32 protein-coding genes are annotated in these 26202 nt (G+C 53.5%); 17 read left to right on the forward strand and 15 right to left on the reverse strand.

Annotated features, from left to right (window positions below; all coding sequences use genetic code 11):
- The first annotated feature begins 304 nt into the window (after positions 1 to 304).
- Together PISL_RS09135 and aroF are read left to right on the forward strand one after the other, a co-directional pair.
- Complete coding sequence (locus PISL_RS09135; RefSeq protein ID WP_011763501.1) at positions 305 to 1252, forward strand: tyrosine--tRNA ligase; 948 nt, start codon at positions 305 to 307, stop codon at positions 1250 to 1252.
- A gap of 28 nt (positions 1253 to 1280) precedes the next feature.
- Positions 1281 to 2267, forward strand: a complete 987-nt coding sequence (gene aroF, locus PISL_RS09140; protein WP_011763502.1) for a 3-deoxy-7-phosphoheptulonate synthase — start codon at positions 1281 to 1283, stop codon at positions 2265 to 2267.
- Here aroF and PISL_RS09145 read toward each other — a convergent pair.
- Both PISL_RS09145 and cutA read right to left on the reverse strand, forming a co-directional pair.
- Positions 2233 to 2808, reverse strand: coding sequence for a nucleotidyltransferase family protein (locus PISL_RS09145; RefSeq protein ID WP_053240487.1), 576 nt, complete (start codon positions 2806 to 2808; stop codon positions 2233 to 2235). The two genes, aroF and PISL_RS09145, sit on opposite strands and share 35 nt — an antisense overlap.
- Positions 2805 to 4979: a glyceraldehyde dehydrogenase subunit alpha gene (gene cutA / locus PISL_RS09150; protein ID WP_011763504.1), complete on the reverse strand. Its 2175-nt coding sequence runs from the start codon at positions 4977 to 4979 to the stop codon at positions 2805 to 2807. The genes PISL_RS09145 and cutA overlap by 4 nt, the downstream gene beginning before the upstream one ends.
- A gap of 97 nt (positions 4980 to 5076) precedes the next feature.
- Between cutA and PISL_RS11445 the strand changes: the two genes are divergently transcribed.
- Genes PISL_RS11445 through PISL_RS11455 form a run of 3 tightly spaced genes read left to right on the forward strand, consistent with a single transcriptional unit; the run spans position 5077 to position 6008 of the window.
- Positions 5077 to 5376 carry a hypothetical protein gene (locus tag PISL_RS11445; RefSeq protein WP_011763505.1) on the forward strand — a complete coding sequence of 100 codons (300 nt, stop codon included), beginning with the start codon at positions 5077 to 5079 and terminating at the stop codon, positions 5374 to 5376.
- Positions 5369 to 5752, forward strand: coding sequence for a hypothetical protein (locus tag PISL_RS11450; protein ID WP_245218380.1), 384 nt, complete (start codon positions 5369 to 5371; stop codon positions 5750 to 5752). The genes PISL_RS11445 and PISL_RS11450 overlap by 8 nt, the downstream gene beginning before the upstream one ends.
- Positions 5709 to 6008: a hypothetical protein gene (locus tag PISL_RS11455; RefSeq protein ID WP_245218382.1), complete on the forward strand. Its 300-nt coding sequence runs from the start codon at positions 5709 to 5711 to the stop codon at positions 6006 to 6008. Before PISL_RS11450 ends, PISL_RS11455 begins: the two co-directional genes overlap by 44 nt.
- Here the strand turns inward: PISL_RS11455 and PISL_RS09160 are convergent.
- The 8 genes from PISL_RS09160 to PISL_RS09190 all read right to left on the reverse strand — a co-directional run bounded on the left by PISL_RS09160 (position 6005) and on the right by PISL_RS09190 (position 12183).
- Complete coding sequence (locus PISL_RS09160; RefSeq protein WP_011763507.1) at positions 6005 to 6448, reverse strand: (2Fe-2S)-binding protein; 444 nt, start codon at positions 6446 to 6448, stop codon at positions 6005 to 6007. The genes PISL_RS11455 and PISL_RS09160 overlap by 4 nt on opposite strands.
- Entirely contained in the window at positions 6445 to 7263 is an 819-nt protein-coding gene (locus PISL_RS09165) for an FAD binding domain-containing protein (protein ID WP_011763508.1), read from the reverse strand. Before PISL_RS09165 ends, PISL_RS09160 begins: the two co-directional genes overlap by 4 nt.
- Positions 7264 to 7513: 250 nt before the next feature.
- Positions 7514 to 8266: a prephenate dehydrogenase gene (locus tag PISL_RS09170; protein WP_011763509.1), complete on the reverse strand. Its 753-nt coding sequence runs from the start codon at positions 8264 to 8266 to the stop codon at positions 7514 to 7516.
- Positions 8267 to 8587: 321 nt separating this feature from the next.
- Positions 8588 to 8872, reverse strand: coding sequence for a hypothetical protein (locus tag PISL_RS11080; protein ID WP_011763510.1), 285 nt, complete (start codon positions 8870 to 8872; stop codon positions 8588 to 8590).
- 1 nt (position 8873) lies between these two features.
- Positions 8874 to 9554: an ATP-binding protein gene (locus tag PISL_RS11465; RefSeq protein WP_011763511.1), complete on the reverse strand. Its 681-nt coding sequence runs from the start codon at positions 9552 to 9554 to the stop codon at positions 8874 to 8876.
- Positions 9526 to 9957 (reverse strand): RAD55 family ATPase, encoded by a 432-nt coding sequence (locus PISL_RS11470; protein WP_011763512.1) that lies wholly within the window; start codon positions 9955 to 9957, stop codon positions 9526 to 9528. Before PISL_RS11470 ends, PISL_RS11465 begins: the two co-directional genes overlap by 29 nt.
- A 446-nt stretch (positions 9958 to 10403) precedes the next feature.
- The gene (aroD, locus tag PISL_RS09185; protein WP_011763513.1) at positions 10404 to 11291 is read right to left on the reverse strand and encodes a type I 3-dehydroquinate dehydratase; all 888 of its coding nucleotides are present in this window, start codon (positions 11289 to 11291) and stop codon (positions 10404 to 10406) included.
- Positions 11266 to 12183, reverse strand: coding sequence for a GP88 family protein (locus tag PISL_RS09190; RefSeq protein WP_011763514.1), 918 nt, complete (start codon positions 12181 to 12183; stop codon positions 11266 to 11268). Before PISL_RS09190 ends, aroD begins: the two co-directional genes overlap by 26 nt.
- 23 nt (positions 12184 to 12206) lie before the next feature.
- Here PISL_RS09190 and PISL_RS09195 point away from each other — a divergent pair, with 23 nt between their 5' ends.
- The 3 genes from PISL_RS09195 (at position 12207) to PISL_RS09205 (ending at position 14555) form a co-directional block, all read left to right on the forward strand.
- The gene (locus PISL_RS09195) at positions 12207 to 13211 is read left to right on the forward strand and encodes a pyridoxal phosphate-dependent aminotransferase (protein WP_053240573.1); all 1005 of its coding nucleotides are present in this window, start codon (positions 12207 to 12209) and stop codon (positions 13209 to 13211) included.
- An 18-nt stretch (positions 13212 to 13229) separates the two neighbouring features.
- Positions 13230 to 14045 (forward strand): shikimate kinase, encoded by an 816-nt coding sequence (locus PISL_RS09200; RefSeq protein ID WP_011763516.1) that lies wholly within the window; start codon positions 13230 to 13232, stop codon positions 14043 to 14045.
- A 258-nt stretch (positions 14046 to 14303) separates the two neighbouring features.
- On the forward strand, positions 14304 to 14555 hold the full coding sequence (locus PISL_RS09205) for a hypothetical protein (protein ID WP_053240488.1): 252 nt from the start codon (positions 14304 to 14306) through the stop codon (positions 14553 to 14555).
- A gap of 46 nt (positions 14556 to 14601) precedes the next feature.
- Here PISL_RS09205 and malA read toward each other — a convergent pair whose 3' ends face one another.
- Together malA and PISL_RS09215 are read right to left on the reverse strand one after the other, a co-directional pair.
- A complete protein-coding gene (malA, locus tag PISL_RS09210) occupies positions 14602 to 16665 on the reverse strand; it encodes an alpha-glucosidase MalA (RefSeq protein ID WP_011763518.1) in 2064 nt (687 codons plus the stop codon).
- Positions 16666 to 16688: 23 nt separating this feature from the next.
- Positions 16689 to 17006: a DUF2175 domain-containing protein gene (locus PISL_RS09215; RefSeq protein ID WP_011763519.1), complete on the reverse strand. Its 318-nt coding sequence runs from the start codon at positions 17004 to 17006 to the stop codon at positions 16689 to 16691.
- Positions 17007 to 17074: 68 nt separating this feature from the next.
- On the opposite strand from PISL_RS09215, the gene PISL_RS09220 reads away from it, so the two are divergent.
- Genes PISL_RS09220 through PISL_RS09230 form a run of 3 tightly spaced genes read left to right on the forward strand, consistent with a single transcriptional unit; the run spans position 17075 to position 19201 of the window.
- Positions 17075 to 18091, forward strand: coding sequence for a 50S ribosomal protein L3 (locus PISL_RS09220; RefSeq protein ID WP_053240490.1), 1017 nt, complete (start codon positions 17075 to 17077; stop codon positions 18089 to 18091).
- Between the two features lie 22 nt (positions 18092 to 18113).
- The gene (gene rpl4p / locus PISL_RS09225) at positions 18114 to 18959 is read left to right on the forward strand and encodes a 50S ribosomal protein L4 (RefSeq protein WP_011763521.1); all 846 of its coding nucleotides are present in this window, start codon (positions 18114 to 18116) and stop codon (positions 18957 to 18959) included.
- Complete coding sequence (locus PISL_RS09230; RefSeq protein ID WP_011763522.1) at positions 18956 to 19201, forward strand: 50S ribosomal protein L23; 246 nt, start codon at positions 18956 to 18958, stop codon at positions 19199 to 19201. Before rpl4p ends, PISL_RS09230 begins: the two co-directional genes overlap by 4 nt.
- 103 nt (positions 19202 to 19304) lie before the next feature.
- On the opposite strand, the gene PISL_RS09235 is transcribed toward PISL_RS09230, so the two are convergent.
- Both PISL_RS09235 and PISL_RS09240 read right to left on the reverse strand, forming a co-directional pair.
- A complete protein-coding gene (locus PISL_RS09235; RefSeq protein WP_011763523.1) occupies positions 19305 to 19688 on the reverse strand; it encodes a hypothetical protein in 384 nt (127 codons plus the stop codon).
- Positions 19689 to 19730: 42 nt separating this feature from the next.
- Entirely contained in the window at positions 19731 to 20267 is a 537-nt protein-coding gene (locus tag PISL_RS09240) for an exosome complex RNA-binding protein Csl4 (protein ID WP_011763524.1), read from the reverse strand.
- 47 nt (positions 20268 to 20314) lie between these two features.
- Between PISL_RS09240 and PISL_RS09245 the strand changes: the two genes are divergently transcribed.
- The 6 genes from PISL_RS09245 to PISL_RS09270 are packed head-to-tail and all read left to right on the forward strand — an operon-like array spanning position 20315 to position 25102.
- On the forward strand, positions 20315 to 20908 hold the full coding sequence (locus tag PISL_RS09245) for a DUF2067 family protein (protein WP_011763525.1): 594 nt from the start codon (positions 20315 to 20317) through the stop codon (positions 20906 to 20908).
- Between the two features lie 6 nt (positions 20909 to 20914).
- On the forward strand, positions 20915 to 21184 hold the full coding sequence (locus PISL_RS09250) for a DNA-directed RNA polymerase subunit L (protein ID WP_011763526.1): 270 nt from the start codon (positions 20915 to 20917) through the stop codon (positions 21182 to 21184).
- On the forward strand, positions 21181 to 21846 hold the full coding sequence (locus PISL_RS09255) for a ribosome biogenesis protein (protein WP_011763527.1): 666 nt from the start codon (positions 21181 to 21183) through the stop codon (positions 21844 to 21846). The genes PISL_RS09250 and PISL_RS09255 overlap by 4 nt, the downstream gene beginning before the upstream one ends.
- Complete coding sequence (locus PISL_RS09260) at positions 21843 to 22595, forward strand: hypothetical protein (RefSeq protein WP_011763528.1); 753 nt, start codon at positions 21843 to 21845, stop codon at positions 22593 to 22595. The genes PISL_RS09255 and PISL_RS09260 overlap by 4 nt, the downstream gene beginning before the upstream one ends.
- Before the next feature lie 29 nt (positions 22596 to 22624).
- On the forward strand, positions 22625 to 23815 hold the full coding sequence (locus PISL_RS09265; RefSeq protein ID WP_011763529.1) for a S8 family peptidase: 1191 nt from the start codon (positions 22625 to 22627) through the stop codon (positions 23813 to 23815).
- Positions 23816 to 23857: 42 nt separating this feature from the next.
- The gene (locus PISL_RS09270) at positions 23858 to 25102 is read left to right on the forward strand and encodes a 3-isopropylmalate dehydratase large subunit (protein WP_011763530.1); all 1245 of its coding nucleotides are present in this window, start codon (positions 23858 to 23860) and stop codon (positions 25100 to 25102) included.
- A gap of 127 nt (positions 25103 to 25229) precedes the next feature.
- On the opposite strand, the gene argF is transcribed toward PISL_RS09270, so the two are convergent.
- Positions 25230 to 26147: an ornithine carbamoyltransferase gene (argF, locus tag PISL_RS09275; protein ID WP_011763531.1), complete on the reverse strand. Its 918-nt coding sequence runs from the start codon at positions 26145 to 26147 to the stop codon at positions 25230 to 25232.
- Between the last annotated feature and the right edge of the window lie 55 nt (positions 26148 to 26202).

Raw genomic sequence — 26202 nt, forward strand, 5'->3', positions numbered from 1 at the left:
AAGATATATAGAAATGTATTTCATATGGGTGAGCGGGTCAGTTCGAAGACAGCTCTGGCGGGGATACCCTGTCGTCCATCAACCCTGGCAAGGGCTATGGCGTGGGGACTCTGTTCTGTGGAACGCTGGAGGGAGCTGTGTGTCGTTGTCCTCTATAACCCCACGCTGGGGACTGGCTGTCGATAAAGGCACGGGCGGGGAGAAAGCCCCTAGACGTAATCGTCGAATACCAGCAACGGTCGCCTAGAGACAAACGGCAGAGACGGCGGATTATTTTATATAATATAGCTTTTGCAGTTGCTATATGGAACGTCTGTTGAGAAATGTAGAAGAGGTTGTGACAAAAGAGGAGTTTCTCAGCCTAAGAGGCGGTTTGGCATATCTCGGGTTTGAGCCTCTGTGGCCTATACACGTGGGGTGGCTCGTCTGGGCTTACAAACTCGCGGAGCTGAGAGAGGCTGGGTTTGACGTCGTGGTGCTCGTTGCTACATGGCATGCCTGGATAAACGACAAGGGGGCGCTGGAGGAGCTCCGTAGCCATGGCGAAAAAGTGAAGGCGGTGTTAGACAAGATCGGCAAGTTCAAGTATGTATACGGAGACGAGATTGCGAGGGACCCCCGTTACTGGGAGCTGGTGGTGAAGACCGCCAAGGAGACCTCGCTGGCTCGGGTGAGGAGGGCCACCCCGGTCATGGGGAGACGTATGGAGGAGGTGGAGCTCGACTTCTCGAAGCTCCTCTACCCAATAATGCAAGTGGCCGACATATTCTACTTGGGCGTAGACGTGGCCGTGGGGGGTATGGACCAGAGGCGGGCCCACATGCTGGCGCGCGACGTCGCCGAGAAACTCGGCTTTAAAAAGCCCGTTGCTATACACACGCCGATTATAACCTCGCTCTCCGGCACTGGCAGGATGGAGGGCACCCACAGAGAGCTAGACGAGGTGTACGCCATGTACAAGATGAGCAAGTCGAAGCCTCAGAGTGCCATATTTATTACAGACTCCGAAGAAGAGGTGCGGAGGAAGATCTGGGCAGCCTACTGCCCTCCCAGAGAGACTAAGTTCAACCCCGTGTTTGAAATAGCCACATATCTCCTCATACCTTACGGCGGTCCGCTGGAAGTGGGCGGACGGCGTTATGAAGACGCTGGCGCGTTAGAGAGAGACTATAAAGAGGGAGTTGTAACTCCACAAGCATTAAAAGAGGCAGTGGCAACTGCTCTAGCGGCTATGCTCACAAAATTGAGATAAGCTTATATCTTGGATCTATAGACTTGCCATGTTGTATATAGTCGAGGGGCCTCAACAAGGGAAATCTCTAAAGGAAGAGATAGAGGCTAGGGGAGTTCCTGCATGGTATGTAGAGCTTTGGGGGAACTATATAGTAGTTACGCCGCCAAATGTCCGACTCCAAGGGTTGAACACGCCAGTTAAAGCCGCCATAGAATTAAAGACAGACAGTCAGCTGGTCTCCAGGGAGTGGAAGAGGGATCCCACGCCTGTCTACATCGGCGGTAGAGAGGTTAGAGAGGGGAAGATCTTCATAATAGCAGGTCCTTGTTCTGTAGAGACCGAGGACCAGATCATGAAGACAGCGAGGTTTGTAAAAGAGGCTGGGGCAGACGCGTTGAGGGGAGGGGCCTTCAAGCCGAGGACAAGCCCATACACTTTCCAAGGCCTAGGGGAGGAGGGGCTGAAGCTACTGGCCAAGGCCAGGGAGGAGACGGGCCTCCCCGCCGTCACGGAGCTTATGGACCCGGAGGATATGCCGCTGGTGGTTAGATACGCAGACGCGATACAGGTGGGGGCTAGAAACATGCAGAACTTCACTCTTCTGAAGAAGCTCGGCCGAGCGGGCAAGCCGGTGCTTCTCAAGAGAGGCTTTGGAAACACCATAGAGGAGTGGCTACTGGCGGCTGAGTACGTGGCTCTCCACGGCAACGGCGGTATAATCCTAGTGGAGAGAGGTATTAGAACCTTCGACAAAACCCTTAGGTTTACGCTCGACGTAGGCGCGATAGCCTACGCCAAACAACACACCCACTTGCCTGTGATAGGCGACCCCAGCCACCCGGCTGGAGACAGGAGATACGTCATACCGCTGGCCCTCGCCATATTAGCGGCTGGGGCAGACGGTCTAATCGTGGAGGTGCACCCGGACCCCGACAAGGCGTGGAGCGACGCAAAACAACAACTCACCTTCGACCAGTTCAGAGAGCTTGTACAAAAGGCTAGAGAAGTGGCGAGGGCTCTAGGCAAGAGCTAAGGCTCTCCAGCTCCCCTGGGCTGTCCACGTCAATCAATACCCCTGGGTCGTCCACGGGGATATATTTCGTCGGGACGGCGTTTATTAAAGCGCGGAGGCCCACGTCGCCGGTAAGACCCATTGCGAGTGGGTAGACGTCTCTACACGACGCCACAGGATTTCCCCTGCGGCCGCCATACGTAGGCACGGCCAAGCCAACGTCACACTCTCTGGCAATTTTGAGGTGTGTTTCCGGCCTCACGCAGGGCATATCGCCGAGAGCCCACAAGATGCAAGGCTTGTCGTAAAGCGCCGCCAGAGCCGACTTCACGCTCGTAGATAGGCCAAACCGCCACCAGGGGTTATATACAACGCCGTCGACGCCGCCGGCTGCCTTCGCGACCTCCCTCCTGTTTACCACGATGTATATCTCAAGGCCTGCTCTCCTGAGCGACTCGGCGGCCCACCACACCAGAGGCCGCCCACGCCATGTATGAAGAAGCTTGTCGCCTCCGAAGCGCGTGGAGCTGCCCGCTGCAAGCAACACTGCTACGCACCTCACCTCAACATCCTCCAGACGTCCTCGGGCGACACGGGGGTCTTGGATATCCTAACCCCAGGCTTGATCTTGCGCATAGCGTCTTCCACAGCCGCCACCACAGCCGGCGTGGAGGCGATTGTTGCGGCTTCTCCTATGCCTTTTGTTCCCGTGGGGTGTTTAGAGGGGTGGGGCCTCTCAGCAAAGTACACCTCGAAACGGGGCGCCTCGACGGCAGTAGGCACGTAGTAAAACGCCAAATTCGACGTGACGAGGTTTCCATCGCTGTCGTAGATAACCTCCTCGTATAGGGCCTGGGCGATGCCCTGGAGAGCTCCGCCCATTACTTGCCCCGCGGCTAGGAGCGGGTTGACGACAACGCCGACGTCGTCGTACGACCTGTAGAGGAGGGGTTTTACAAACCCCGTCTCGGGGTCTAGCTCCACCACGGCGACGTGGACGCCGAAGGGGAAGGTGGGCTCCGCGTGGTAAATGGCCTCCACGGTCAGTTGAGCCTCGGCCTCCCCTCTGTAGACGGCCTTAACCACATCGCCAATAGAGATCTCTTTGTCGCCACAGCGGAACTTGCCCCCGCTATATTCAGGCTTGCAGCCCAGTAGCTTCTCCGCTGCCTTGGCCAGCTCGGCCTTCAGCTTCCTAGCCGCTAAAATTGCAGCAGAGCCGCCCGCTGTAATCGAGCGGCTGCCCATCGTTCCGATCCCGTCGCTTATATACGCGGTATCTCCCCAGTACACCTTCACAACCTCCGGAGACACCTCAAGCTCGTCGGCTACCACCTGGGCAAGGGCGGTGGCAAGACCTTGGCCGTGCGGCGTCAACGCGGTATAGAGCGTAAAACTACCGTCTTCCTCAGCCCTCAAGATCGCCGTCTCGTAGCCGAAGGTGGTAATTTCGACATATACCGACAGCCCAACTCCCAGGATTCTTCCCCTCCGCGCCTCCTCCTCAGCCCACCTCCTAAGCTGGTGGTAGCCCAGCCTCTCCAGCCCCCTCTCGAAGGTGGCCGGGTAATCCCCTGTGTCGTACGTAATCCCGAAGACATTTGTGTAGGGGAGCTGCCGGACTAGGTTCCTCCTCCTGATCTCCACCCTGTCTATCCCCAGCTCATCCGCTATGTGGTCAACTATACGCTCAATAAAGAGGGTGGCCTCCGGCCTCCCTGCCCCTCTATATGCGCTAAGCGGCGTTTTATTCGTCAAGACAGCTATTACCTTTACCCTGCCGTGCCGTATGTCGTAGGGACCTGGGAGCATCCTAGCGGCAGTGTCTGCGAGGCCCTCCCCCCAGTAGTAGGCCCCGGCATCTTCATATATCGTCCCCTCCACTGCCAATATCTCCCCGTCTCTCTTTGCGCATGCTCTATACTCAAGGGTGAGCCCTCTGCCGTGTGTAGTAGCCCTAAAGTCCTCGGTCCTTGTGGCCACCCATTTCACAGGCGCTCTGAGGACGTAGGCCGCCCTGGCCACCCACAGCTCCTCCGGATACACAAGGAGCTTAGACCCAAAGGCCCCCCCGACGTGGGGCTGTATCACTCTGACCTTCGCCAGAGGCAAGCCGAGGGCTTTGGCCACCTCTTTTCTGATATCAAAAGGCACTTGGGTGGAGCTCCACACCGTGAGGGTCTCCCCGTCGTATGAGGCAACGACCCCCCGCGTCTCCATGGCAGATGGCACGAGGCGCTGTATTGAGAACCTCCCCTCCACAACCACGTCGGCCTCGCGGAAGGCCTTTTCAACATCGCCGCCGATGTATATATTTTCATACACCACGTTAGATCCAAGGCTCTCGTCTACAAGCGGCGCGCCTGGCTTTAACGCCTCATATACATCAACTACAGCCGGCAGAGGCTCGTAGTCCACTGCCGCCTTCTCCAACGCGTCGTAGAGAACATAGCGGTCTCGCGCCACCACCATCGCCACGGCCTCCCCCTGGTACCTCACCTTCCCCCCAGGGGCGAAGTTGAAGCCATCGCCGGGGCCAAAAACAGCCACAACGCCGGGGTGTCCAGCGGCGTCCGACAAATCCACTTTCAACACCTTGGCATGCGCATACGGCGATCTGACAAAACCTGCGTACAACATGCCAGGAAGATCGATGTCGTCTACATACCGCGCCTTCCCCCTGAGAATCACATCGTCTTCAAACCTGGGAAGCGGCTTGCCAACAAACCCCACACACCCACCGAACGCCCCCGTTATAAATATTAAAATGCAGATAGATAAACCAATGTGGACATTTTTGTCGGTCGCGCTCGCGAGCTTGGGTTAGGGTATGCGTGTGCAATATACCTACCCCTTCCTCCTCTACGGCCTCCTCGGCTGTGGTAAGATGACGTTGGCGCAGAAGGTGGCTGAGAAGACGGAGGAACTCTTTGGCGGAGACGCGCTAGTCCTCTATGTAGACACTAGGGCTGAGAGGTGGGACGACGCCCTCTTTTCAAACGCCGTGGACATACTAGGCGAGGTGGTGAAGGCTCTGGCGACTCAATTCGCCGGCAGGCCGGCAGGGGAGGTGGCGGCTAAATTCACGACGACGGCTGGAGATACTGAAGCGCCTACGCGGCGTGGATAGGGTGCTCCTCGTTGTGGACGAGTTCCACCGAGCCTACAGAGACGACCCAGTCGGCTGGGTCAAATACTTCATGGACAGGATGGAACACCCAACGCTTAGGGTAAAAGAGCTGAGAGACAAGATATACAACGTCGTCCTCATTACGTCTGAGTACGCCGCCGTTGAGAGGATACTTCCGAGGGGCTACGCCGATCCGTACATGGTCTGGAATCTGGCGCGGGAGGAGAGAGCTCTACGACGCCCTCAACCCGCCCATAGACTTCGAGACGCTATGGCGGACATGCGGAGGAAACCCCAGGTGCGTAGGCGACTTGAAGAAGTCGAGATGGGATGTGGAGAAGTACCTCCAAGACCTAGTGGAGAGGGAGAATATTGATGAGATGGTGAAAGAGGCCGCCAAACTCGGCGTTGCTGGATTGTTCAAGCGCGCAGTGGAAGACCCAGACGTCCTCGACAAGCCGGGAGCCGAGGTGAGGAGGTTAGAGAAACTGCTCTACAAGTATAACAAGGTGCTGGAGCTGACGGAGACAATCGCCGGCGGGAAGCCGCCGAGAGACCCCGCGCTGGGCGTCGGCGAACACTACGCCTGGCACTGGCCAGCGCTAAAAGACGCGGTAGCCAAAGCGCTTTAGGAGTTTGCTACCTCTTTTACGGCCTCTACTATGTTTTGGTAGCCTGTGCATCTACAGAGCACCCCCGCGAGGCCCTCCGCTATCTCCTCAGCGGTTTTGGCACCCCTCTTGACGAGATAATAGGCTGTGAGAAGCATGCCGGAGGTGCAGAAGCCGCATTGCGCCGCGTGTTTCCTCTTAAACGCCTCCCTAAGTCTCTCCATGAGCTCGTCGCTGTACTCGGCCGTGTATATCTCCGCTCCATCTGCTTGCACAGCCAGCACGTTGCAGCTCTTGACCGGTCTCCCGTTCATCAACACGGTGCACGCGCCGCAAGTGGCAGTGTCGCACCCCACGCGTACAGACTTGTAGCCGAGGTCTCTAAGGACGTGTACGAGCAGAGCCCTCGGCTCCACATCTACTTCATGCCAAATGCCGTTTACCCTCAGTCTCACCCTCATAGTCTCTCCAAAGCCCTTCTCACGGCCACGCTTAGGAGAGCCCTCCTATATTCCGCAGAGGCGCGGAAGTCCGACGGGGGGTCGGCTTCCTTAGCTGCAGTCTCTCCCGCCGCCGCGATGACGTCTTTACTCAGGGGCGACCCCGCCAGAAGGGTCTCCACCTTCCTAAGCCTCACTGGCCTATCCCCAGCGCCTAGAGCCGCTACCCGGGCCCACACGATGTGTCCCTCCTTCACCTCTGCGACAACCGCAGTCGCCACCAGAGCGAAATCGTTGTGCCGCCTGGAGAACTTAACGTACGCCCCCCTTTGGGGACATCTAAAGCTTACTCCCGCCACCAGCTCCCCCCTCTCCAGGGCGGTGAAGTAGGGTCCCCGGATGAAGTCATCAATGTCGACCTCTCTAACGCTACCGGGCCCCACTACCTTGACCACCGCGCCAAGCGCCAGAAGTGCGGCGGGCCAGTCGCCCAGAGGGTCGGCGTGGGCGAGAGAGCCCCCCACCGTGCCCAGAGACCTCACCTGGGGGTCGCCTATGCGTAATGCGACTTGTCTCAAGAAGGGACAAGGAGAGTCCTCAAACTCGAAATGCCGCGCGAGAGCCCCCACCTCAACCACATCGCCGTATCTGACGTAGTGGAGCTCGGAGATTCTCCCGATGTCCACCAGGAGGCCATACCGCACAAGACGCAACTTAAGCAGAGGGATCAAGCTCTGGCCCCCCGCGATAGGCGCCGCGTCCTCTCTTCGCGAGAGGATTTCTACGGCCTCGGAGAGGGAACCAGCTCGCACATATTCAAAAGCAGGCGGAAACATTGCAGAAGAATAGGCACCTGTTAAAAACGTTTATGAAGCCACGGCACGCATACAAGTCGTGCCTCAAGAGCGGGCCTCTGGCGTCGGGTCAAAGAGTCGCATCTAACGTAACTACATCACGCGTACTCCCTCGCCGCCGATCCCTATCGCAGACTGTTATGTAAGATATAAACTGTCTATTTCTCACCGCCCAGCCCCTATCAGAGTCCCAGATTCCTTCCGAAGTTAGAGACAAGAGGGTTTTAGTCACTCAGCCATAGAGGTCTTTCAGCGCCTCCAGCGCCTTGTAGAAGGCTTTGTATGCCGCGTCGGGGTCCAGCAAGGCCTTTGGCAAATCGCCGCGGCTGAGGGCTTTTATGAACTCCTCCAGGGGGGCCTCTTCGGCGTATCTAGGCGCATTTGGGTCACGCAGGAGGGAGAAGGCGTAGGCGGCCAGATATCTAAAGGAGGTGCCGCCGTATTTGAAGATCTCCTCGCCTGTCTCGGCGTAGATCCTTGCCAAGGCGAGACCTACCGCATAGCTGAGCGCGATGGTGCGGGAGACGTAGTAGTCGTGTTTTGCGAGATCCCCCCACTCTACCACGGCCCCCAGCTCGGACCAGAAGCGGAAGGCCTCCAGAGCCCCCTGTCTCCCCGGCACCTCCATGATGAGAACCCTCTGCCCCTTTATGGAAGGAGCCCCAGGGCCAAAAAGCGGGTGGACAGACGCAACCTTCGCGTCCAGCGGAAACTCGCTGTACGTCTCCACCACCCCCCTCTTAAACGTGGCGATATCCATAACCAGCCTACCGGAGGCCATGGGCGCGATCTCCCTAAGCACCTCCCTCGCTGCCCAAAAAGGCACGGCCACAATGACAACCTCGGCCCACCTCACCAGCTCCTCAAGCGAAGACACGTCAGACCTTGTCCTGTCTATATCAAAAACCAGCACCCTGTGGAGAGAAGACAGCTCCTGCCTCAGCCAAGACCCCATTGCCCCACTCCCCACTATACCAATCCTCACGTAGCTAGCCACACAGAGGCTTATAAACACATGTCGCAATGTTGACTATTTAAACCTCGTCGTACGAAGCGTACATGGCAAGAAAAAGAAGGAATTATAGGTCTCTGGTAGTGCTCGCCGCCCTGGCGGTAGTAGCCCTAGTAGTTGCCACGGTCACATTTACCAACATGACCTACTGGCTGATCAACGCCACCAAGCCGCCCGCCATGAAGTACCCCGGCGCTGACACCGCCGTTGTCCGCGGCCAATACGTCAAAGCTAGCCACTACTGCGACGCCTACGCCAAGATGAGAGATGGGAAGATTGTGGAGGTGGGGAGGCTTACCTCCTCCATGCCTCTCTCGTGGTTAGATATTTCACCAGCTGTTCGTGGGTTAGCCTGCATCCATTTCTCTCGAGCCAGCTCCTCAAGATGTTGATTATCAACTCGGCGTTGTGTCTGCCAAGCGCCTTTTCCAACACTTCGTAGACGCGCCAGGGCTCCTCCAGGAGGAAGTAGTCCAGAGGCTTGCCAAACGCCGCCAAGACACGGTAATGCGTCAAAGTACGAAGCGACATATCAAGAGAGCCGTAGAAACGGGCTAGGAGGTCTCTCGTCAGACACATATCAACACTTGACCTTCTCCCCTATCTTCCCGCCCGGCGCCCTCACGCTTGTGACTGTCCTATTCTCTACGTTTACAATCACGTCGAAAAGCACATCGAGATCGTGTAAATCTCTAAGTGATATAACTACGGCGGGGCCCGACCTGGCTACCCTCAGTAACGTCTGTAGGGTGGAGTACAGTAGTTGTTCGCCATATAATCTAAAAAGAGCTTCTAAGCCTCTGATAAAAACGACGTCTGCCTTAACTGTAGCTAACGCAGCGTATAACTCGCCTAAGTCTAGATTTACGTCTATGGATTCTACACCAAATTGTTGAACATACACGAAACCGCCCCTGTTTATATACTCTGCTTTTACACCCCGCTCTCGTAGAGATTTAACAGCCTTCAACATAAGCCAAGTTTTTCCAGCCCCAGGCGGTCCCACAAGGACATGTAACAGCCCCTTGTAAAGCCCGCCGGCGGCTACGTCGAGACACGTCCCAGTTTCTAGCCTCTCTATCCGCGTCGCTACGGGCTCTGTCGGCGTTATGATGAGTACGCCGACCCCCTCTTTAATTACGTAGGGCACTATAAAACCCGCCCTCCCCCCGCGTATCTTCCTCACGACGGCCTCTCTCACGGCGCCGTAGGGGTAGACCTCGTAGATCAGCTCAATGACGTTGTCCGCCACATAAGCCACCCTCTGCGCAACCTCCCTCTCCGCCGTCAGAAAGACGTCGACCCCGCCCTGTTTTATAGCTCTGTAAATAACATTGTGGAGGATGTCCAGCCCCCCCCCCCCCCCCCGCGGCGAGAAACTCCGTCACGGAGTCTATTACCAGGGCCTGCGGCTTTTCGCGAACTACTGCGTCTAACAGGGTGTTGAAAAACGTCTCTGCTCCGGCCAACACCGCCTCCCAGTAGACGAGCTTCTCGCCGAAGTTGTAGCCCAAAGCCGCCATATTCCTCCTAAAGGTTCTCTCATCTTCAAAGGCAGAGACCCAAAACACCCTATCGTAGTTGTTATACGTGTACCACGCCGTAAGAGTAGTCTTCCCAGCGCCAGGCGGCCCATAGATAAGCGTGACCCCCCTAAGCTTCATAGAAACTACATTGGTTTTTATATATATATGTTACGGGTCGTCTTCCGGGGCAAACTATGTTTTTGTTAACGTAACAACGCTGGGGTGATATGATTGAGACCCAGGTGCCTGTGTTGGAGAGGTGTGGGTAGGTGGATTGCCATCCTGCCGGGGTCTCGGCGGCGGGATTCCCACAGCTGTCGGCGTTAGCAACGTGGTGCTTGTTGGGTTTAATGGTTCTTAGAGGTTTGTAGTGTGGGATGTTGCTTTTTGTAACGTAGCGGAGGGGACGTTGCGGCTTCTGTGAGGCTTGCGGATCTGCCGCGGGGGTTTAGGTGGTTTGGGTTCTATGTGAACGATAACTGGTTTGGGTGGAGCGGCGTCTTCTGCCGTGACTCTTGTCTGCCGGGGAGGCTTGACGGCCCGGTGGAGCCTATGCGGCTAGGGCTCGGGTTGAGGTAAGGCCGCTAGGCGACTAGCTGCACTGCTTTGCACATCTGCACCACCAGCTCGAAGATCTGTTTAAAGTCGCCCGCCCTCTTCAAGACCTGGGTCTCTCTAACGTCGTCGTATATAGGGAGACCGGCGGCCTTTTTTATCTTCCCCATGTCGCGGCACACTTCCAGCCTCCTCTTGAGGAGGTGCATGAGGGCACTGTCTATCCAGTCCAGCGCCTCCCTCAGCGCCGGCAGACCCTCCCCCCGGGGGGCGGCCCCTATGCCTAGGAGCGCGGCGTAGTAGGCGTCTACCGATATCTGGCCAGGCGCCGTCGTCTCACCCAGCGACACATACATGATGGGGCTCCCCAGGGCCGCCGCCGCCAGCCTGGTGTAGGCCCCGGCCGGCCCCATGGCAAAGGCCACCGTCGGTTTCTCCACGGCGCCGATTAGGGAGAGCACGGCGAGGCCGTCCCGGGGCTCTCTGGCGTAGGTGACTATCTTCACCACGTCGCCCAAGGCTGCCGCCTCCCGGGCCCAGGAGAGGAGGGTCTCATACGGCGGGGTCCCGCCGAAGTCGTGTCTGCTGGCTATCAGCTTTGTCCTCCCCTTGGCGGCCGCCACCTGCTCAGCCGCCGGCGCGGCGGCCTCCACGTCTACGAAGTGGGGCGTCAGCTCCAGGAGCTTTAGGTAGAGGGCCGCCCTCTCCTCCTCTGTGCCCCGCCAGACGCCCCCCTCCTCCCTCCTCCTGACGGTGAATATGACTGTCCTCCTCGCTACCGCCTCCTCCAACGCTGGCTTCGCCTCGGCGAGTGAGGTCTCTAGGTAATCGAGCCTTAGCTCGAGGCAGGAAACAGGGGAGTCCAGAGCTCTATATATATCTGTCGGCTTTCTAACTGGTACTGCGCCGCATATCAATACCCCATGTCTTACGATATGGAGGATCTTTAAAATATTTAGCCGTGCGCCAGCAGACGCCGCACTGGACGCACTGGGGCCCGCTGGAGAACTCCTCTGGGTCGAAGACCACCCTCCTGGCCTGTGGGCCGAGGGTGGCTCTAAGCTGTGTGCGAATCTTCCGGGGATCGTCTCTAGGCGCGTGTTGGACATGGTTTAAGAAAAGGAGGAGCACGGCCCCGGTGTTTTCCAGTATGTAGCGGATGGGACCTACGTCCTCTCCCGGCGTATATACATAGGTTATGAGGCCCCTCCCAAGCTCGCGCCATGTCTCAACTGCTTTTACGTAATTGTACGGATCCGCGCTTATGTGTATGACCAAGTTCTCTGGCGTTTCAACACGCCTTATTAAGTCTAGGGATTTGGTGTATGTGTAGAAGATCTTGTCCGGCCGCCTTCCCGCCGCCTCTGCCCACTTCTCTAGGTAGGCCCTGCTGTAGAAGTCGCCGCTTACGTGTAGTCTAACGACGGGATGTGGGATCTTCGCCAAGTAGCTCAGTACAACGTCTACGAAGTCGTCTCTCTGCGAAAGCAGGTAAGAGGCGGCCTCCCGTACGTGAGCGCGCCAGTTGGCCACCTCGTATATGGCGTAGCACCACCTTAGGCAGAAGGGCGTGTGGCCGGGGCACGTCGTCACCGGCGGCAGAGAGAAAAACGGCATCTCCCCCAGCTTCCTATTGCCTATCGTGAAGGGGCCGGCCCACCACCTCCCCACTCCTACCAGCGCGGAGTCGTAGGGCGTTTTCTCTAAACAGTGGAAGTCGCCGCGGCACCTCGCCCAGACCTCTGCCAGATCTGCCGCAAGCTCGCTTTCGACAAGCCGCTGGGCCTCTTCTACGCGCCACAGCCTCATATTTATTAAATGTGGCTATTGTTATGGATTTTTCGCTTGTTTTAAGGCGCATAGGCGAGGCGGCGCCGAGGCATAGGCTAGACATTGGGGATCCGGATCTGCCGCCGCCGCCCGAGCTGGTGGAGGCCCTTAGGGGGGGCGGGGACTTTAGATACGGCCCTCCTGAGGGCCTCCCAGAGTTTAGAGAGGCGGTGGCCGAGGTCTTTAAGGCAGATCCCAGCGAGGTGGTGGCGGTGGCCGGGGGGAGACACGGCCTTGCCGCCCTTATGTGGATCTTTAGGAAGAGGCGCCTCTTGACCACCTCCCCCTTCTACCCCGGCTACTTCGACATCGCTGGGGTCTTCGGGCTGGAACTCAGCCTTGTGGAGGGAGGCGACGGGTGGATCCCCAACTTCGCCGAGCGGGGGGTCTACGTGGTGAACTACCCCAACAACCCCACGGGAGCCGTCCTGCCGAGGGAGAAGGTAAGGGAGCTTGTCGACGTGGCTGAGTTCGTGATCAGCGACGAGATCTATAGAGATATCGTGTTTACTGAGTTTGTATCTCCGGCGGAGCTCTCTCCCTCTTCAGTCGCCGTTGTATATAGCTTCTCTAAGGTGTTTTCTGTGCCTGGGCTGAGGGTTGGAGCTGTGATTGCGCCGAGGGATATCGCTAGGGAGGTGGCGAGGTTCAACAGAGCCACAATAAACGTCGCCCCCACCCCGGCCCAGAGGGCGGTGGCGTCTGTAATCGACGTATTGCCAAGGCGGAGAAGAGAGATCTCCCAGGCCTACTTGAGGAGGGTAGAGCTGGCGCTGTCTGAACTAAGGCTGAAGTTTGTAAAGCCAGGCGGCGCCTTTTACATATTTCCTCAAGTTAGCGACGACGTTAAATGTTTTGAATCTGCACTGACTGAGGGAGTGTCTGTCTTGCCTGGCTCTCTATACGGGAGGGGGGGCTATGTGAGAATTGCGCTTGTAGAGCCGGAGGAGGGGCTTAGAGAGGCCTTTTCTGCCCTAAATAGGGCGTGTGGGAGAGACGATAAATAAATAGGTTGACATATATACGTGGTCTGCGCCACTGGATGTGCCTACGGCGGGGGCACTATAATTAATGCGATTGCCACAGGCCACGGTGCGGCTTTCCCCATTTCGCTAAAGATATCTGCCAGAGTCTGTACGTCGGATAAGTTCGAGGTCTCCACTTATGCAGACGTAGACATCTCGCCAGTGAAGCGGATAGTGGAGAAGGTCGCAGAGAGATTCGGCCTTGGACCCCTCTCGGTAGAGATTTCCGGTGATCTCCCAACGGCGGGTGGGCTGAAGTCTAGTAGCGCCGTCGTAAACGCTATTATAATTGCTACAACAAAACTAGCGGGCGCCCGGCTGGACCTCTTCGACGTTGCGCGTCTAAACGCAGAGCTCAGCAGGTGGGCTGGTATAAGCGTGACGGGCGCTTTTGACGACGCGGTGGCAAGCGCCACTGGGCGTAGCTATTTGACCGATAACTACAAGATGCTTGTGATTAGGGATCTGGACGTGTCTGGGAGGGCAGTTGTGTTAATCCCGCCGTATGAAAAGAGGAGGTATAGACTAGAGGAGATGAGGTCGCTCGCGCCGGTCATTAGAACTGCAGTGGCCTACGCGGGGTTGGGCATGTGGAGAGAAGCCATGTTGATAAACGCAATTGCATATGGCTACGCCCTGGGCTACCCCCCGGGGCCTACGTTAGAAGCTTTAAGACTAGGCGCTGTCGGCGGCGTATCGGGTACTGGCCCCTCCCACGTCTTTATTTCAGACGAGCCCGAAAGACTTGCAGAAGTACTTGCTAAATATGGAAAAGTCTACGTAGTGGATATACCCCAATCTGCTCCCCTTTGTTAGACTGGCCTTCCCCGGGGGGCTCGGGGCATGTCCGGAGCCGTGGCCCTGGGCGCGGGGTCCGGCCGTGCCTGGGCGGACGGGCTCGACAGACGCAACAGCCGGCAGGGTCCCCAAGGCCGGTTGGCTCATATGAGCGACAGTCTACAAGTTTAAAGGTGTGATGGTCGCCGGAGTGGGGAGAGCGGGTTGTTACTTTTGGCTTGCCCCCGTGTGTCTTCTATAACTAGCAGATATTTCAGCCCATCCACATACAAGGCCATGTACACATACAGAACGCTGAAGGTGGAGATACCGCGGCAGTTGGTAGAGGAGCGACTAAACGTCCTCGACCTTGTGACAAGGATGCACTTGGCCGTTGAGGAGTACGTCAAAGAACTATTGAAAGAGGTCACGGGACAAGAAGAGCCCAAGTTAACTACGGAAGAGTTAGACTGTCTCCTCACGCTAGACAGACGCGAGATGACACTCAATCTTCTTGCACGTCTCCTACGTGAGGCCTGTCTCCGATAGTCAAAGTAGCCATTTTGTCTTATAAACAAAAGGCGATGTCTGATAGTCACTGGGTTTTTGTATGTGAGATAGCTACATATGACCCTAGTTTTGTAGTCACGGCGCGCCGTGGCTTGCCACTAATTATAATTTCTACAAGCTTTTCGCCTAGTATATGTATATTGGGCCATTCTGTCTCTATTCTATTACCTGTGCGGACGATAGTTATAGGCCCCCCCTCTGTATATATTGTCCATTTGCCTTCGCCATATATTAACAACTCGCCTTCGGTTGGCACAGCTGAGCCAAACCTTATGTATAAAGGCATATCGGCTTCTGACGTAATCCAGCTTGGGCCTAGGTGCGCCTTCCCCGTGGCTAAATCTAGCCATATGCCTCTTGGCAGATATACATCTCTATGTCTCGTCCCCTTGTCAACTATTGGGGCATACAGCAAGTAGGAGCCCACCATATATTCGTCATATATCTTAAATGTGTCTTCATCATCTGGAAACTCAAGTCCCAGAGGTCTTACAATTGGATGGCCATATAGATGCGCCTCCCAGACAAGATGCCAGAGATATGGGAGGAATTTTATTCTCATTTTTATAGCTTCTAAAGCCATATGGCGATATTTGGCGGGGAGTCTTGTAATTTCTACATCTGGCGTGCCTTTGTCTCTATGTATTCTATATATTGGGAAAAAGGCCGCTGCTTGATACCACCTGGCCACAAGTTCGTAATCCCCCAGACCTGCGAAACCACCTACGTCACATCCTACGTAAGGCACGCCAGAGGCAGAGAGACCGAGGACGGTCATGAGGGTTAATCTAAGGCCTTCCCAAGTGCTTGGGACATCCCCAGTCCATAAAGCCGCGTATTTCTGTATTCCCAAATATCCAGACCTAGATAATATAAAGGGCTCTTTCCCAGCGGACTTTAACCCATTGTATGTCGCCTCGGCTTGGAAATATGGGTAGAGCCCCCTCACTTTTTCATGGGGTGTCTTGACCCCCTCTACTAAATGGTAGGCGCCGCGCGGCGCTTTGCAATACAGCTCCTCTCTAGTTAATGGGTGTGGCGTTGCGCCTGCAATAGCGTATATCCTAGATCTGGAGGTAACTACGTCGCAGTTAAAGACCGTGGGCTCGTTCATATCTAGCCAAATCCCATCAATGCCATAGGTTGTGACAAAATCGGCGATGTGTGACGCCCAAAGTTCTCTACATCTGGGGTTTAAGAAATCTGGCAGTATAGAAAGCCCGGGCCACCCCCTTCCGAGATATATCTCGTTGTTTTCTGTAACAAGGGCGCAGTCTAGAAATTTTTCAAAGGGCTTGTATCTTGGCTCCGCTTTTATATATGGATCTACTATAGTAACCACATGTATCCCAAGTGTGTGTAACTCTTCTACAAAGCCTCTAGGGTCTGGAAATTTCTTTAAATCCCAAGTAAACTGTTTATAACTGTCCATATAGTCTATGTCAAGGTATATTGCGTCAAGAGGGGCTGTCTGTATTACCTCTTTTATAACTTCTAGCACTGCGTCTTGAGGCTCGTAGCTATATCGCGATAGATGTACGCCAAGCGCCCACTTGGGCAGTAGAAACGGTTTTCCAGTCACTTCGCTGTATACATTATATACTTCAAGTGGCGTTGGGCCAAAGAGTATGTAAAGCTCTGGCTTATCCTCCACCTCTACAACCACCTCATTATATCTAGAGAATCCAATGTCGACAACGCCATAGGCTGGACTGTTAATTATGATTCCGACTGCAATGCCGCCGTCTATAAACACAAGAAGAGGTATAGACGCATAGAGAGGATCCATGCCGAGTTGATACCCATACAGGTCGTTGTTAAATAGAATAAACCGTCCCCTACGTCTATCAGGCGGATAAGCCCTCGTGCCTAGGCCAAAGACGTGTTCACGTGGCCCTAGCCTCTTGTGGACAACGACGCCGCCTGCCGACTGCTCAATCTGGAGCTCGACGTTGATATTACAACACTCGGCTCTGAGTGCTCTACCGTCAAATGAAGCGAGAGGTGTTGGATCTCCCGTTGGGAGAGAGAAAGAGAGTAGCTGTCTCCCCAGGGTTAATTTTACACTTTTCCTACCTAGCTCGATCACTAGGCTTTTCTTATCTAACGTTTTTAAACCACTGTAGCGATTTTATTTGTAAGTTTTGCGGCTGTGGCCTCGAGTTGTCTCCTAATTTCCAAGATCTCCTTCTTGGTTTCCTCGTTTTGTGCTATCTGTTCTAGCTCTTTTAACGACACTATGTCCTCGTGGATATAGTGGTCTAGGCGTAGTAACACCGCTAAGTCAACATCGCGGTAGATCTTAGGCGCAATTTCACGTTCCCAACACTCCCAATGCACAGGCCCCTTACTGTAGAAAGTGAAGAGCTGGCCCTCTATTATGTCATTGCCACAGATTACACATTTCCAATGTTTACGCATATAGCACATATCGTGTTCCTTTTTTTTAAATATCGTCTCGCTACTAAAGTTTATAAACTGTCTCTATGTCACGCGCCATGGGTTTAAAGATTAATAGGCCGCGCCGCGGCTCGATGGGGGTATACCCGAGGAAGCGCGCGGCGGATATAGTGCCTAGGGTGCGGACTTGGCCAGAGGTAAATCTCGGTAAGCCAACTCTGCTGGGTTTCGCGGCGTATAAAGCCGGCATGTTACACGCGGTGGTCGTAGAGGATAGGCCGACGAGCCCCCTGTACGGCAAAGAGGTGGTCAAGGCGGTTACTGTGCTAGACGCGCCGCCGCTCTTTATATGGGGCTTCAGGCTCTACACCCTGGATCCTACCAACGGCTACAAGAGATCTATCGCTGAGGTGTGGGCGCCCGAGCTCCCGGCATATCTCAGACGGGTGTTGACGCTCCCCGAGAAAGTAGATGTAGATAAGCAGATGAAGAAGGTGGAGGAGTTTAAAGACGTAGCTGTAGACGTGAGGGCGTTGGTGGCCACTCAGCCCCATCTCTCGGGCATTGGCAAGAAGACGCCGGAGCTTCTAGAAATACCCATCGGCGGGGTCCCCAGCGTAGACGAGAGGATAAAATTCGCCGTTTCTCTCCTGGGCAAAACCGTGTCACCGAAGGAGGTCTTCACGGCGGGGCAGCTCGTTGACGTAATCGCCGTCACAAAGGGCAAGGGATACCAGGGCGTGATCAAGAGGTTTGGAGTTACCATACTCCCTCGCTGGCATAAACACAGGAAGGGCCACAGGAGGACGGGAACTATAGGGCCGCAAGCTCCTGCGGTCATGTTTACACAGCCGAGACCAGGCCAGATGGGATTCCACCAGCGCACTGAGTACAACAAGAGGATTATAAAAATTGGGGACAACGGCGCCGAGATCACGCCCAAGTCAGGCTTCCTCCATTATGGAGTGGTCAAGGGGCCCTACATACTTATACAAGGCACCGTGCCTGGGGCTAGGAAGAGACTTGTCGTATTAAGATACCCAGTCAGGCCGCCGAAGAAGGCGCCGCCTGCGGCGGAGCCTCAAGTGGTGTGGATAAGCTCTCAAAGTATTTAAATAGGACTGTGTAGACGCCGTGATGATGGATCTGCTGTTGAAGTTTAAACAGCTGGATCTAAGCCCCTATATACAGCCGGGCGAGAGACCGCCTGAGAAGCTAAAGGTATATGGGCGTGACGGGGCGTATGTTGCTGATATAGATCCGCCGGTTCACTTCATGGAGCCGGTGAGGCCCGACATAATCAGGAGGGCCTATCTTAGCGCTCTCTCGGCGAGATTTCAGCCTAAGGGCGTCTACGAGGGCGCTGGCAAGGAGCACAGCTGTGAGTCCTTCGGCGTAGGTCTCGGCATCGCTAGAATCCCGAGGTACAAGGGCTCGTTGTGGCCGCGCGGCTGTTTTGCCCCCAACACCCGCGGCGGGAGGAGGGCACACCCGCCGAGGGTAGAGAAGAAGCTCCATGAGGAGATAAACAAGAAAGAGAAGAATTTTGCTATTCGGTCTGCTATTGCTGCAACGGCGTATAAATCGTGGGTTATGGCTAGAGGTCACATAATTGACAAAGTCCCCTCTCTGCCTCTTGTAGTTGTAAGCGACGTTGAAAACATAAGTAAGGCGAAGGAGGCAAAAAAGCTGTTTGAAGTCCTTGGCCTGTGGCCCGATGTAGAGAGGGCCGCAGAAGGTGTTAAAATTAGGGCTGGCAAGGGGAAGATGAGAGGTAGGCGCTATAAGGAGCCCAAAAGCGTATTAGTCGTAGTCTCTAGCTCTAAAGCCCCCTTGGCTTTTGCTGTTAGAAACTTTCCAGGTGTGGACGTGGTATCTGTAGACAATTTAAATATGCTTGTCTTAGCTCCTGGCGGCGTCCCTGGCAGACTAACTCTCTGGACTACGACAGCGATAGAGAAGCTCCGCGGGCTGTTTCTATGATCAAGCGGTTTGTAATCACAGAGAAGACTATCCGCCTTGCTGAGAAGGAGAATAAGATAACTGTAGTTGTGGAAAGATGGGCAACAAAGAAGCAGATAGCCGATGAAATCCAGCGGCTTTACAACGTCAAGGTTGAGAAGGTAAATACGCTCATAACGCCCAGGGGCGAGAAGAAGGCGTATGTAAAACTCGCCAAAGAATACAACGCGATGGATCTATTAAGTCGGCTGGGCGTATTGTAATTGTCGTTAACAGCTCAGCTCGTGGATTCGTCTTCATCTATCAGAACTAAAGACCTACATCACCTACCTTTAAACCCTCTTTCCTATTAATATTTCTTAAGGTTTAGACGGCACTGGAGTTTGGTGTGTAGATTTTTTTGAGGAGTCTTATCCAAGTTGCTATCGACTCTCCACCTGCCACAAACTTGTTTTTTATCAGCCAGTACTGCGTGGCTTTGCCTTTGCTGACTAAATATGCGGCGAACATATTGACGAGGATTTTCGCCTGTCCCCTCCTGATTAGACCTTTTATATATTCCTCGGGGTAGTCTCTTGCCACAGGGTTCCCCTTTTCTGCAGCTTCTTTCGCTCTTAGAGCCAGGAGTTTAAGCCCCACCTCTTTTATCCATGTTTCAAATTTCTCTAACTCGTCGTGATAGGCTTTGGCTATATCTGCGTTTTCAAAATGTGGCCAGTATTGCTTTAGTTCTCTTAGTATATGTTCCACGTCTTTTTCAACGTAGATCTTTATAAGAGTTTTCTTTTATAATTAAGCGCTGTAGTATCCTATGGCGATTTTCCTCTTGACTTCTATTGAGCAGTTTGGACAATAGAGTGCCATGCCGCGTCTTTTAAGCACCGAGCTGCATCTGGGGCAACGGGATAGGACCGAGCCGTAGGTAGGGCCGCGTATTGAGACAACAAGAGGCGGGCCGTATGTAGATACAACTTTAGCCCTTATATAGTCTCCAATGCCTAACTCGCCGTCTGAGAAGAAATATGGCAAAACTCCCGTAAATGAGTACTTTAGGTCGTGTATCTCTCTGTTGTTCTCTACAGCGAAGCAACGGAGTTGATACGCCCGCCTCCCCTTGTTTACGACTTGGCAATAGACTATTGCTCCCGCCTGGGGCAGTGGGGGGTTTCTCACAGGTTTTACAACAGCCACATGGGCTTTTTCATCATATGTCACTATGCCTAAGACAGAGGAGAGATATCTAAAGTCTAGGCTATATGCGCTTCCTTTTGTTTCAAACTCCTCGGCGTATGCCACCTCTTCCCCAGGTGTCACAATCTTCTTTCTCACAATAATGAAGCGGGCGGAGGTTTAAAAACGTGTTTCAATAGTGGCGTGTGTATGTGTCGCTATCTTTTAAATTCCACAGCCCCGAGGAGGTAAAGAGATTTTTGAAATTTTTAGAGCGCCACTTGAGAACCTCCTATATTGTAAACACACGTCTTACCCACGTCTATATCCAACTAGAGGGAGAGGGCAAGGAGTTGGAAGAGGCCGTCGCCCTTGTTAAAAACCTGGCGGCTTTAGCCAGAGGTGGAAAGAGTAGGCTAAGGGTGCCGCTTCTTGTCTTATTTAAAGACGCTGAATTAACTAGGCCAATTCCGCCCGAGGTGCTAGCTGATGCGCTTAACCTCAAGGGCGTGCCCTCTGAAGTACGAGGCGGCGTATTAGAGACCTCGGCTAGTTATGAAGAGGTGTTGAAAGCGGCGGAGGAGCTTTCTAGGATTTATGCCGAGGTTGAGAAATATCCAATTACTCCCCACGCCAAGAGAATAGTCGTAGCGTATACATATGCCAAAGGGCTATCTGTTGACAAAGCAGTAGAGGAGCTTGTCGAGCTGGGCTTGTTGAACAAGGGCTCTGTGATAAGCCTTAGGTACTCTATAGAGGAGACAAGGCGGCGGCTCAAGTTTATAAATTTACATAAATAAGCCGCTATGCTTCAGTTAGAGATTCTTAAGCTAGATGATAAATATCTTGAGGTAAAAGTCAGGGGGGAGACCTATACGTTGTTTTCTCCGCTGGTTGAATATCTATCTAACGACCCGGATGTGGAGTATGTCCAATTTGACGTAGACCACCCGCTCCAGGAGAACGTGTATTTTAAAGTGAAGGTGAGGAGGGGGAATCCTATAGAGGTTGTGCAGAGAGCTGTTAACGCCATAATTTCAGACTTAGAGGAGCTTGAGAAAAGTTTCTTTTCGTGATTGTCGTATTAGCCGAATCTGCGCTTGAGCTTGTGCCTCGGGAGCTCTGGAACCACCCAGTTATACAAGCAGACGCCAAGAGGAGAGGCAAAAAGCCGGGGGAGATTCTTCTAGATAGAGCGCGACATCATTTAGCTATGTCGTCGCTAAGAGATGCGTCTAAGAGAGGTAGGCCAGATATCGTACATCAAGTGCTTTTGGTGTTTCAATACAGTTTGCTAAACAAAAGGGGCCTTGGGAGAATATACATACACACCCAGGGAGATTATACAATATATGTGCGTTGGGAGACCCGTATACCAAAAAACTACAACAACTTTGTCTCGTTGATGGAACAACTGTATGCCACGGGCAGAGTTCCTCCCAAAGGCGAGCCCCTCATAGAGCTGTATAAAAAAGACCTCTCTACTCTATTGAGGGAGCTAGGCGGTCGTTGGGTAGTGTTACATGAGAGCGGTGTGAAAAAACCGTTTATAGAGCTTGGGGCGGCGTTGTTAAACTCTGTTGTTGTAATAGGCGGATTTCCCCATGGAGATTTTACAAATAAGTGGGTTCTCGAGAAGGCAGACGCTATATATAAAATAGGAGACGAAACTATGGATGCGGCGCAAGTGGTTTATAGAGCTATAACTGCGGCAGAAGTCGCTGCCGGCCTTCTATGAAATTCCAGGCTTATATAAAGCGTAGGGGGAAGTGGCGTCAGTATCTAAAGACAGTTGATCAATTGGGTGTTCCATATGTGTTAGAGGTTGGGCAATTAGATACGTCCCGCTCTCCCATCACTGTTGCAGTTGAGTTTGAAGAGCCGACTCCCGAGGCGCTTGTGTTGCCGCCAGTAGGTTTAAACGAATTGGAGTGGTATATTTTTCTTGCCGACGCTCTTGACGTCAAAAGACTTGTCCTCCCCCCGCCTCCGACTATGGAAGAGATAGAGGCGTTTTACAACAAGGCTGTGGAATATGGCATAGAGATAAACTGGACCTACGGCGTCCCTCCAATGGCCAGGATAAAAGACGTGGAGACAGTTGCCCGGATATTGAGACCCACGGCTGCAAGGATCGTATATGACCCAGTCAAGGCGAGGGGGACAAAGGAGATTTATACTACTGTCATTGCTCTAAGTGGATATATCAGAGAGATATATCTGTCAAATAGGAGGGGGGAGAGGGGGCCCCGCTTGCCGCCCTTTGACCCAATAGGCAGGATAAATTACGTCGAGTTATTACAAGCTCTGCAGTTGATACAGTGGGAGGGGAGAGCTACAATTAGACAAGCGCCGCAGTTTTTAAACGAGCTAGAGCTTCAGCTAAGAGTGGGGTCTGAGGTGTTAGAAACGGCGAGGAGCGCCGGAGTTTCAAAAAAAGTACAGAGACGGGTCTCGGCTATTTTTGACGAGCTTTTATCACAGTAAAATATATAGAGTAGTTCTATCTCTATGACATGACAAGGAGGGTGTTGGTAATTGTAGTATTGGCATTGGTTATATTTATACAAGCCGCGAGAGTGGTAGTAGGTTATGAAGACCCTACATCTTTAGGGGCTTTAGGCGAGTTAAATAAGACAGGCGATATAAAGATGTTAAAACATATCAAGGAGATAAAAGCAGTTGTGTTAAATCTCCCCGATAGCAAACTGGGGGAGTTAAAAGAGAAGTTAAAGGGGGTGAGATATATCGAGGAGGATAAGGTAGCTTGGGCGATAGGCTTTGCAGACTATGCAGACGTGCAGTGGAATATCAAAATGGTGAACGCCCCTCTTGTGTGGGATACATACTTTGTGACAATTGGCGATGCGGCGTTTGGCTACGGCGTAACTGTCGCCGTGTTAGACACAGGCATAGACTATACACACCCAGAGCTCTACGGGAAGGTTGTATACTGCATATATACAGTGGGGGTTCGCTTATATAAAGGCACAAATCTCAAGAACTGTGCAGATAGAAACGGCCACGGGACACATGTAGCTGGTATAATCGCCGCCTCGCTGGATAACGTGGGCGTGGCTGGAGTTGCGCCAAAGGTAAGGCTGATAGCTGTAAAAGTTCTAAACGACGCGGGCTCTGGCTACTACAGCGATATCGCCGAAGGCATTGTCGAAGCCGTTAAAGCAGGCGCCAGGATACTTTCTATGTCTCTCGGCGGCCCTACAGACTCCTCAGTGTTGAGAGACGCATCGTATTGGGCGTATCAACAGGGCGTGGTGCAGGTGGCTGCGGCTGGGAATTCTGGTGATGGGGACTCTGCTATTGACAACGTGGCGTATCCGGCTAGGTACAGCTGGGTTATTGCTGTCGCCGCTGTTGACCAAAACTACGCGGTCCCCACTTGGTCGAGCGACGGCCCTGAGGTAGACGTGGCTGCCCCCGGCGTGGATATCCTATCTACATACCCCGGCGGGAGATATGCATATATGTCAGGAACCTCCATGGCAACTCCACACGTAACCGGCGTCGTGGCGTTAATCCAAGCAGTTAGGACAGCATACGGCCTTAGGCCTCTGACGCCGGACGAGGTATACCAAGTTTTGACCTCTACTGCCAAAGATATAGGCCCGCCGGGCTTCGACGTCTACAGCGGCTATGGGCTTGTCGATGCATACGCGGCTGTCACTGCCGCGCTGAAAATAGGATAGTCCCCAGGCTTAATCTTTTTATATAGGTTCGGGGCTTTTTCCATGCCAACGTGGACAGAGTATATATTCCAGAAGAAGTTAGGACATACGCCGTCTCCTGGTGACGTGGTGGAAGTGGTGCCAGACCTAGTGGGGTTTCACGACTTGACAGGGTACCACGTGTTAGAGGTGCTGGAGAGTATGGGCAAGGTGGAGGTTTTTGACAAGGAGAGGGTTGTGGTGGCGTTTGACCATCTGTCTCCTCCGCCGACGCAGAGAGCCGCCGAGATAATGGTCTACATCAGAAAGCACGTCAAAGCCCTTGAACTTCCCCATTTTTACGACGTGGGAGGCGGCATTCTTCACCAAATAATCCTGGAGAAATACGCTATGCCAGAGTACGTGATATTTGCCGCAGATTCGCATACAAATACCGCAGGGGCTGTGGGGGCCTTTGCCCATGGCATGGGAGCCACAGACATAGCCGCTGCTCTGAAGCTCGGCAAAACCTGGGTAGTAATCCCGGCGCCGTTTAGGGTAGACATGAAAGGAGAGTTCCCCCCGGGGGTAATGGGGAAGGACGTAGCCCTCCACCTCCTTAAGCAGTTTGGAGCTGAGGGTTTCAACGGCTATTCGGTGGAAGTGTTTGTGGAAATTCCAAAGGCATTTCCTATGGACGATAGAGCCACTGTGGCTAATATGTCGACAGAAATGGGGGCAGATGCGCTTATGTTTATACCAGATGTAGTTACTGTTGACTATTTACAAAGAGAGAGGGGCGTCTCTTACAAACCGCCCGATTTACAGCCTGGGAGATATGTAGATAAATATGTAGTCGAATTGTCAAAACTTGAGCCGCTTGTAGCAGCGCCGTATAGTGTAGATAATGTAAAAGCTGTAAGAGAGGTGGAGGGGGTTGAGGTAGATCAAGTGTTTATAGGCTCTTGTACCAACGGGAGGCTAAGCGATTTTGAAATTGCGGCGAGAATTCTGAGAAGAGGCCGTGTGAAAAGTAGATGTATAGCGATTCCGGCGAGCTACACTATATTTAGGAAAGCCTTAGAGTTGGGCTATATAGATATTTTGACAAAAGCCGGCTGTGTAGTTACATATGGCACATGTGGCCCGTGCCTTGGCGGACACTTCGGCGTAGCGGGGCCGGGGGAGGTGGTAGTTTCGACGAGCAATCGTAATTTCAAGGGGAGGATGGGCCATCCAGATTCAAAAGTATATTTAGCTAATCCAGCTACTGCGGCAGCCGCTGCGTTAGAGGGAAAAATAGTCGACCCGCGGCCCTATCTGTTGTAGCAGAATCTTAGGGGAAAAGCCAGTGGGAGAAGCGGGATTGTCTTATCTGTCACTAAAGCCCACGTTGGCAGTTACCTTTAGTTGGGACGCCGGAGCCCCAGAGAGGGCCGGCGTCGCGAAGGGGGCGCTATCTCAGCAAGTAGGCAAAAACAGCTTTTGCTGTATGCATTCTATTTTCTGCTTGATCCCACACGACAGACTGAGGCCCGTCGATTACGTCGTCTGTAACCTCCTCGCCTCTATGTGCAGGTAGGCAGTGTAGGAATATGGCTTTTCTCCCGGCTATCTCCATAACTCTTTGATTTACCTGATAGGGCTTCAACATCCTCCTCCTCTCCTCGGCCTCTTTTTCAAAACCCATGGAGACCCATACGTCTGTATACACTCCGTCTACGCCTGCTACATCGTTTATAGAATCTGTAAAGTAGATACGGCCCCCGGTCTTAGCAAGGTCTTCAGAGAGTTCTTCCACTAGTTTCATATTCCACAGCTGTTTAGGCCCCACAAGTCTGACCTCCCAGCCGAGTTTAGCGCCGATAATCGCCAAGCTAGTTGCCACATTATTACTGACGTCGCCTACAAAAGCTACTTTTATGCCGTGTAGTTTTCCGACGTATTCCCACAGCGTGAGCGCGTCTGCAAGAGCTTGGAGGGGATGGTGTTTGTCTGAGAGAGCGTTTATCACAGATATAGAGCTGTTTTGTGCCATCTCTTCAAGCGTCTCATGTCTATATACCCTGGCGGCTACTGCTACGGCGTATCTCGATAAAACTCTCATTGTGTCGGCGATGGTCTCGCCTCTGCCGATTTGTAGCTCGCTCGGAGTTGTATATACCGCCTGCATGCCTAATTGTGCGGCAGCTGCAGTTAGCGAGAGCCTAGTTCTCGTGCTAGGTTTTTCAAAATATAACACTACGAGCCTCCCTGGAAATATCGGCGTGTAGACTTCTCCAGCCAGGTAACGTGTCTTAAAATCTCTAGACATGCGTAGGATGTTCTCAACCTCATGCGGTTTATATTCCATTAGTGTAAGTAGATGTCTCATGTGGCGTTTTTAGCGACGTAAATTAAAATATTGACTTATAGAGATTACTGGATTG

It is taken from the genome of Pyrobaculum islandicum DSM 4184 (assembly GCF_000015205.1).
Taxonomy (GTDB): Archaea; Thermoproteota; Thermoprotei; order Thermoproteales; family Thermoproteaceae; genus Pyrobaculum; species Pyrobaculum islandicum.

Bases quoted from the DNA above. Each gene is read 5' to 3' on its own strand.
- PISL_RS09135 (WP_011763501.1), top strand. From the start codon at position 305: ATGGAACGTCTGTTGAGAAATGTAGAAGAGGTTGTGACAAAAGAGGAG.
- aroF (WP_011763502.1), top strand. From the start codon at position 1,281: ATGTTGTATATAGTCGAGGGGCCTCAACAAGGGAAATCTCTAAAGGAA.
- PISL_RS11445 (WP_011763505.1), top strand. From the start codon at position 5,077: ATGCGTGTGCAATATACCTACCCCTTCCTCCTCTACGGCCTCCTCGGC.
- PISL_RS09160 (WP_011763507.1), bottom strand. From the start codon at position 6,448: ATGAGGGTGAGACTGAGGGTAAACGGCATTTGGCATGAAGTAGATGTG.
- PISL_RS09165 (WP_011763508.1), bottom strand. From the start codon at position 7,263: ATGTTTCCGCCTGCTTTTGAATATGTGCGAGCTGGTTCCCTCTCCGAG.
- PISL_RS11080 (WP_011763510.1), bottom strand. From the start codon at position 8,872: ATGTGTCTGACGAGAGACCTCCTAGCCCGTTTCTACGGCTCTCTTGAT.
- PISL_RS11470 (WP_011763512.1), bottom strand. From the start codon at position 9,957: ATGAAGCTTAGGGGGGTCACGCTTATCTATGGGCCGCCTGGCGCTGGG.
- PISL_RS09190 (WP_011763514.1), bottom strand. From the start codon at position 12,183: ATGAGGCTGTGGCGCGTAGAAGAGGCCCAGCGGCTTGTCGAAAGCGAG.
- PISL_RS09195 (WP_053240573.1), top strand. From the start codon at position 12,207: ATGGATTTTTCGCTTGTTTTAAGGCGCATAGGCGAGGCGGCGCCGAGG.
- PISL_RS09205 (WP_053240488.1), top strand. From the start codon at position 14,304: ATGTACACATACAGAACGCTGAAGGTGGAGATACCGCGGCAGTTGGTA.
- PISL_RS09215 (WP_011763519.1), bottom strand. From the start codon at position 17,006: ATGTGCTATATGCGTAAACATTGGAAATGTGTAATCTGTGGCAATGAC.
- PISL_RS09220 (WP_053240490.1), top strand. From the start codon at position 17,075: ATGGGTTTAAAGATTAATAGGCCGCGCCGCGGCTCGATGGGGGTATAC.
- rpl4p (WP_011763521.1), top strand. From the start codon at position 18,114: ATGATGGATCTGCTGTTGAAGTTTAAACAGCTGGATCTAAGCCCCTAT.
- PISL_RS09230 (WP_011763522.1), top strand. From the start codon at position 18,956: ATGATCAAGCGGTTTGTAATCACAGAGAAGACTATCCGCCTTGCTGAG.
- PISL_RS09250 (WP_011763526.1), top strand. From the start codon at position 20,915: ATGCTTCAGTTAGAGATTCTTAAGCTAGATGATAAATATCTTGAGGTA.
- PISL_RS09260 (WP_011763528.1), top strand. From the start codon at position 21,843: ATGAAATTCCAGGCTTATATAAAGCGTAGGGGGAAGTGGCGTCAGTAT.
- PISL_RS09265 (WP_011763529.1), top strand. From the start codon at position 22,625: ATGACAAGGAGGGTGTTGGTAATTGTAGTATTGGCATTGGTTATATTT.
- PISL_RS09270 (WP_011763530.1), top strand. From the start codon at position 23,858: ATGCCAACGTGGACAGAGTATATATTCCAGAAGAAGTTAGGACATACG.
- argF (WP_011763531.1), bottom strand. From the start codon at position 26,147: ATGAGACATCTACTTACACTAATGGAATATAAACCGCATGAGGTTGAG.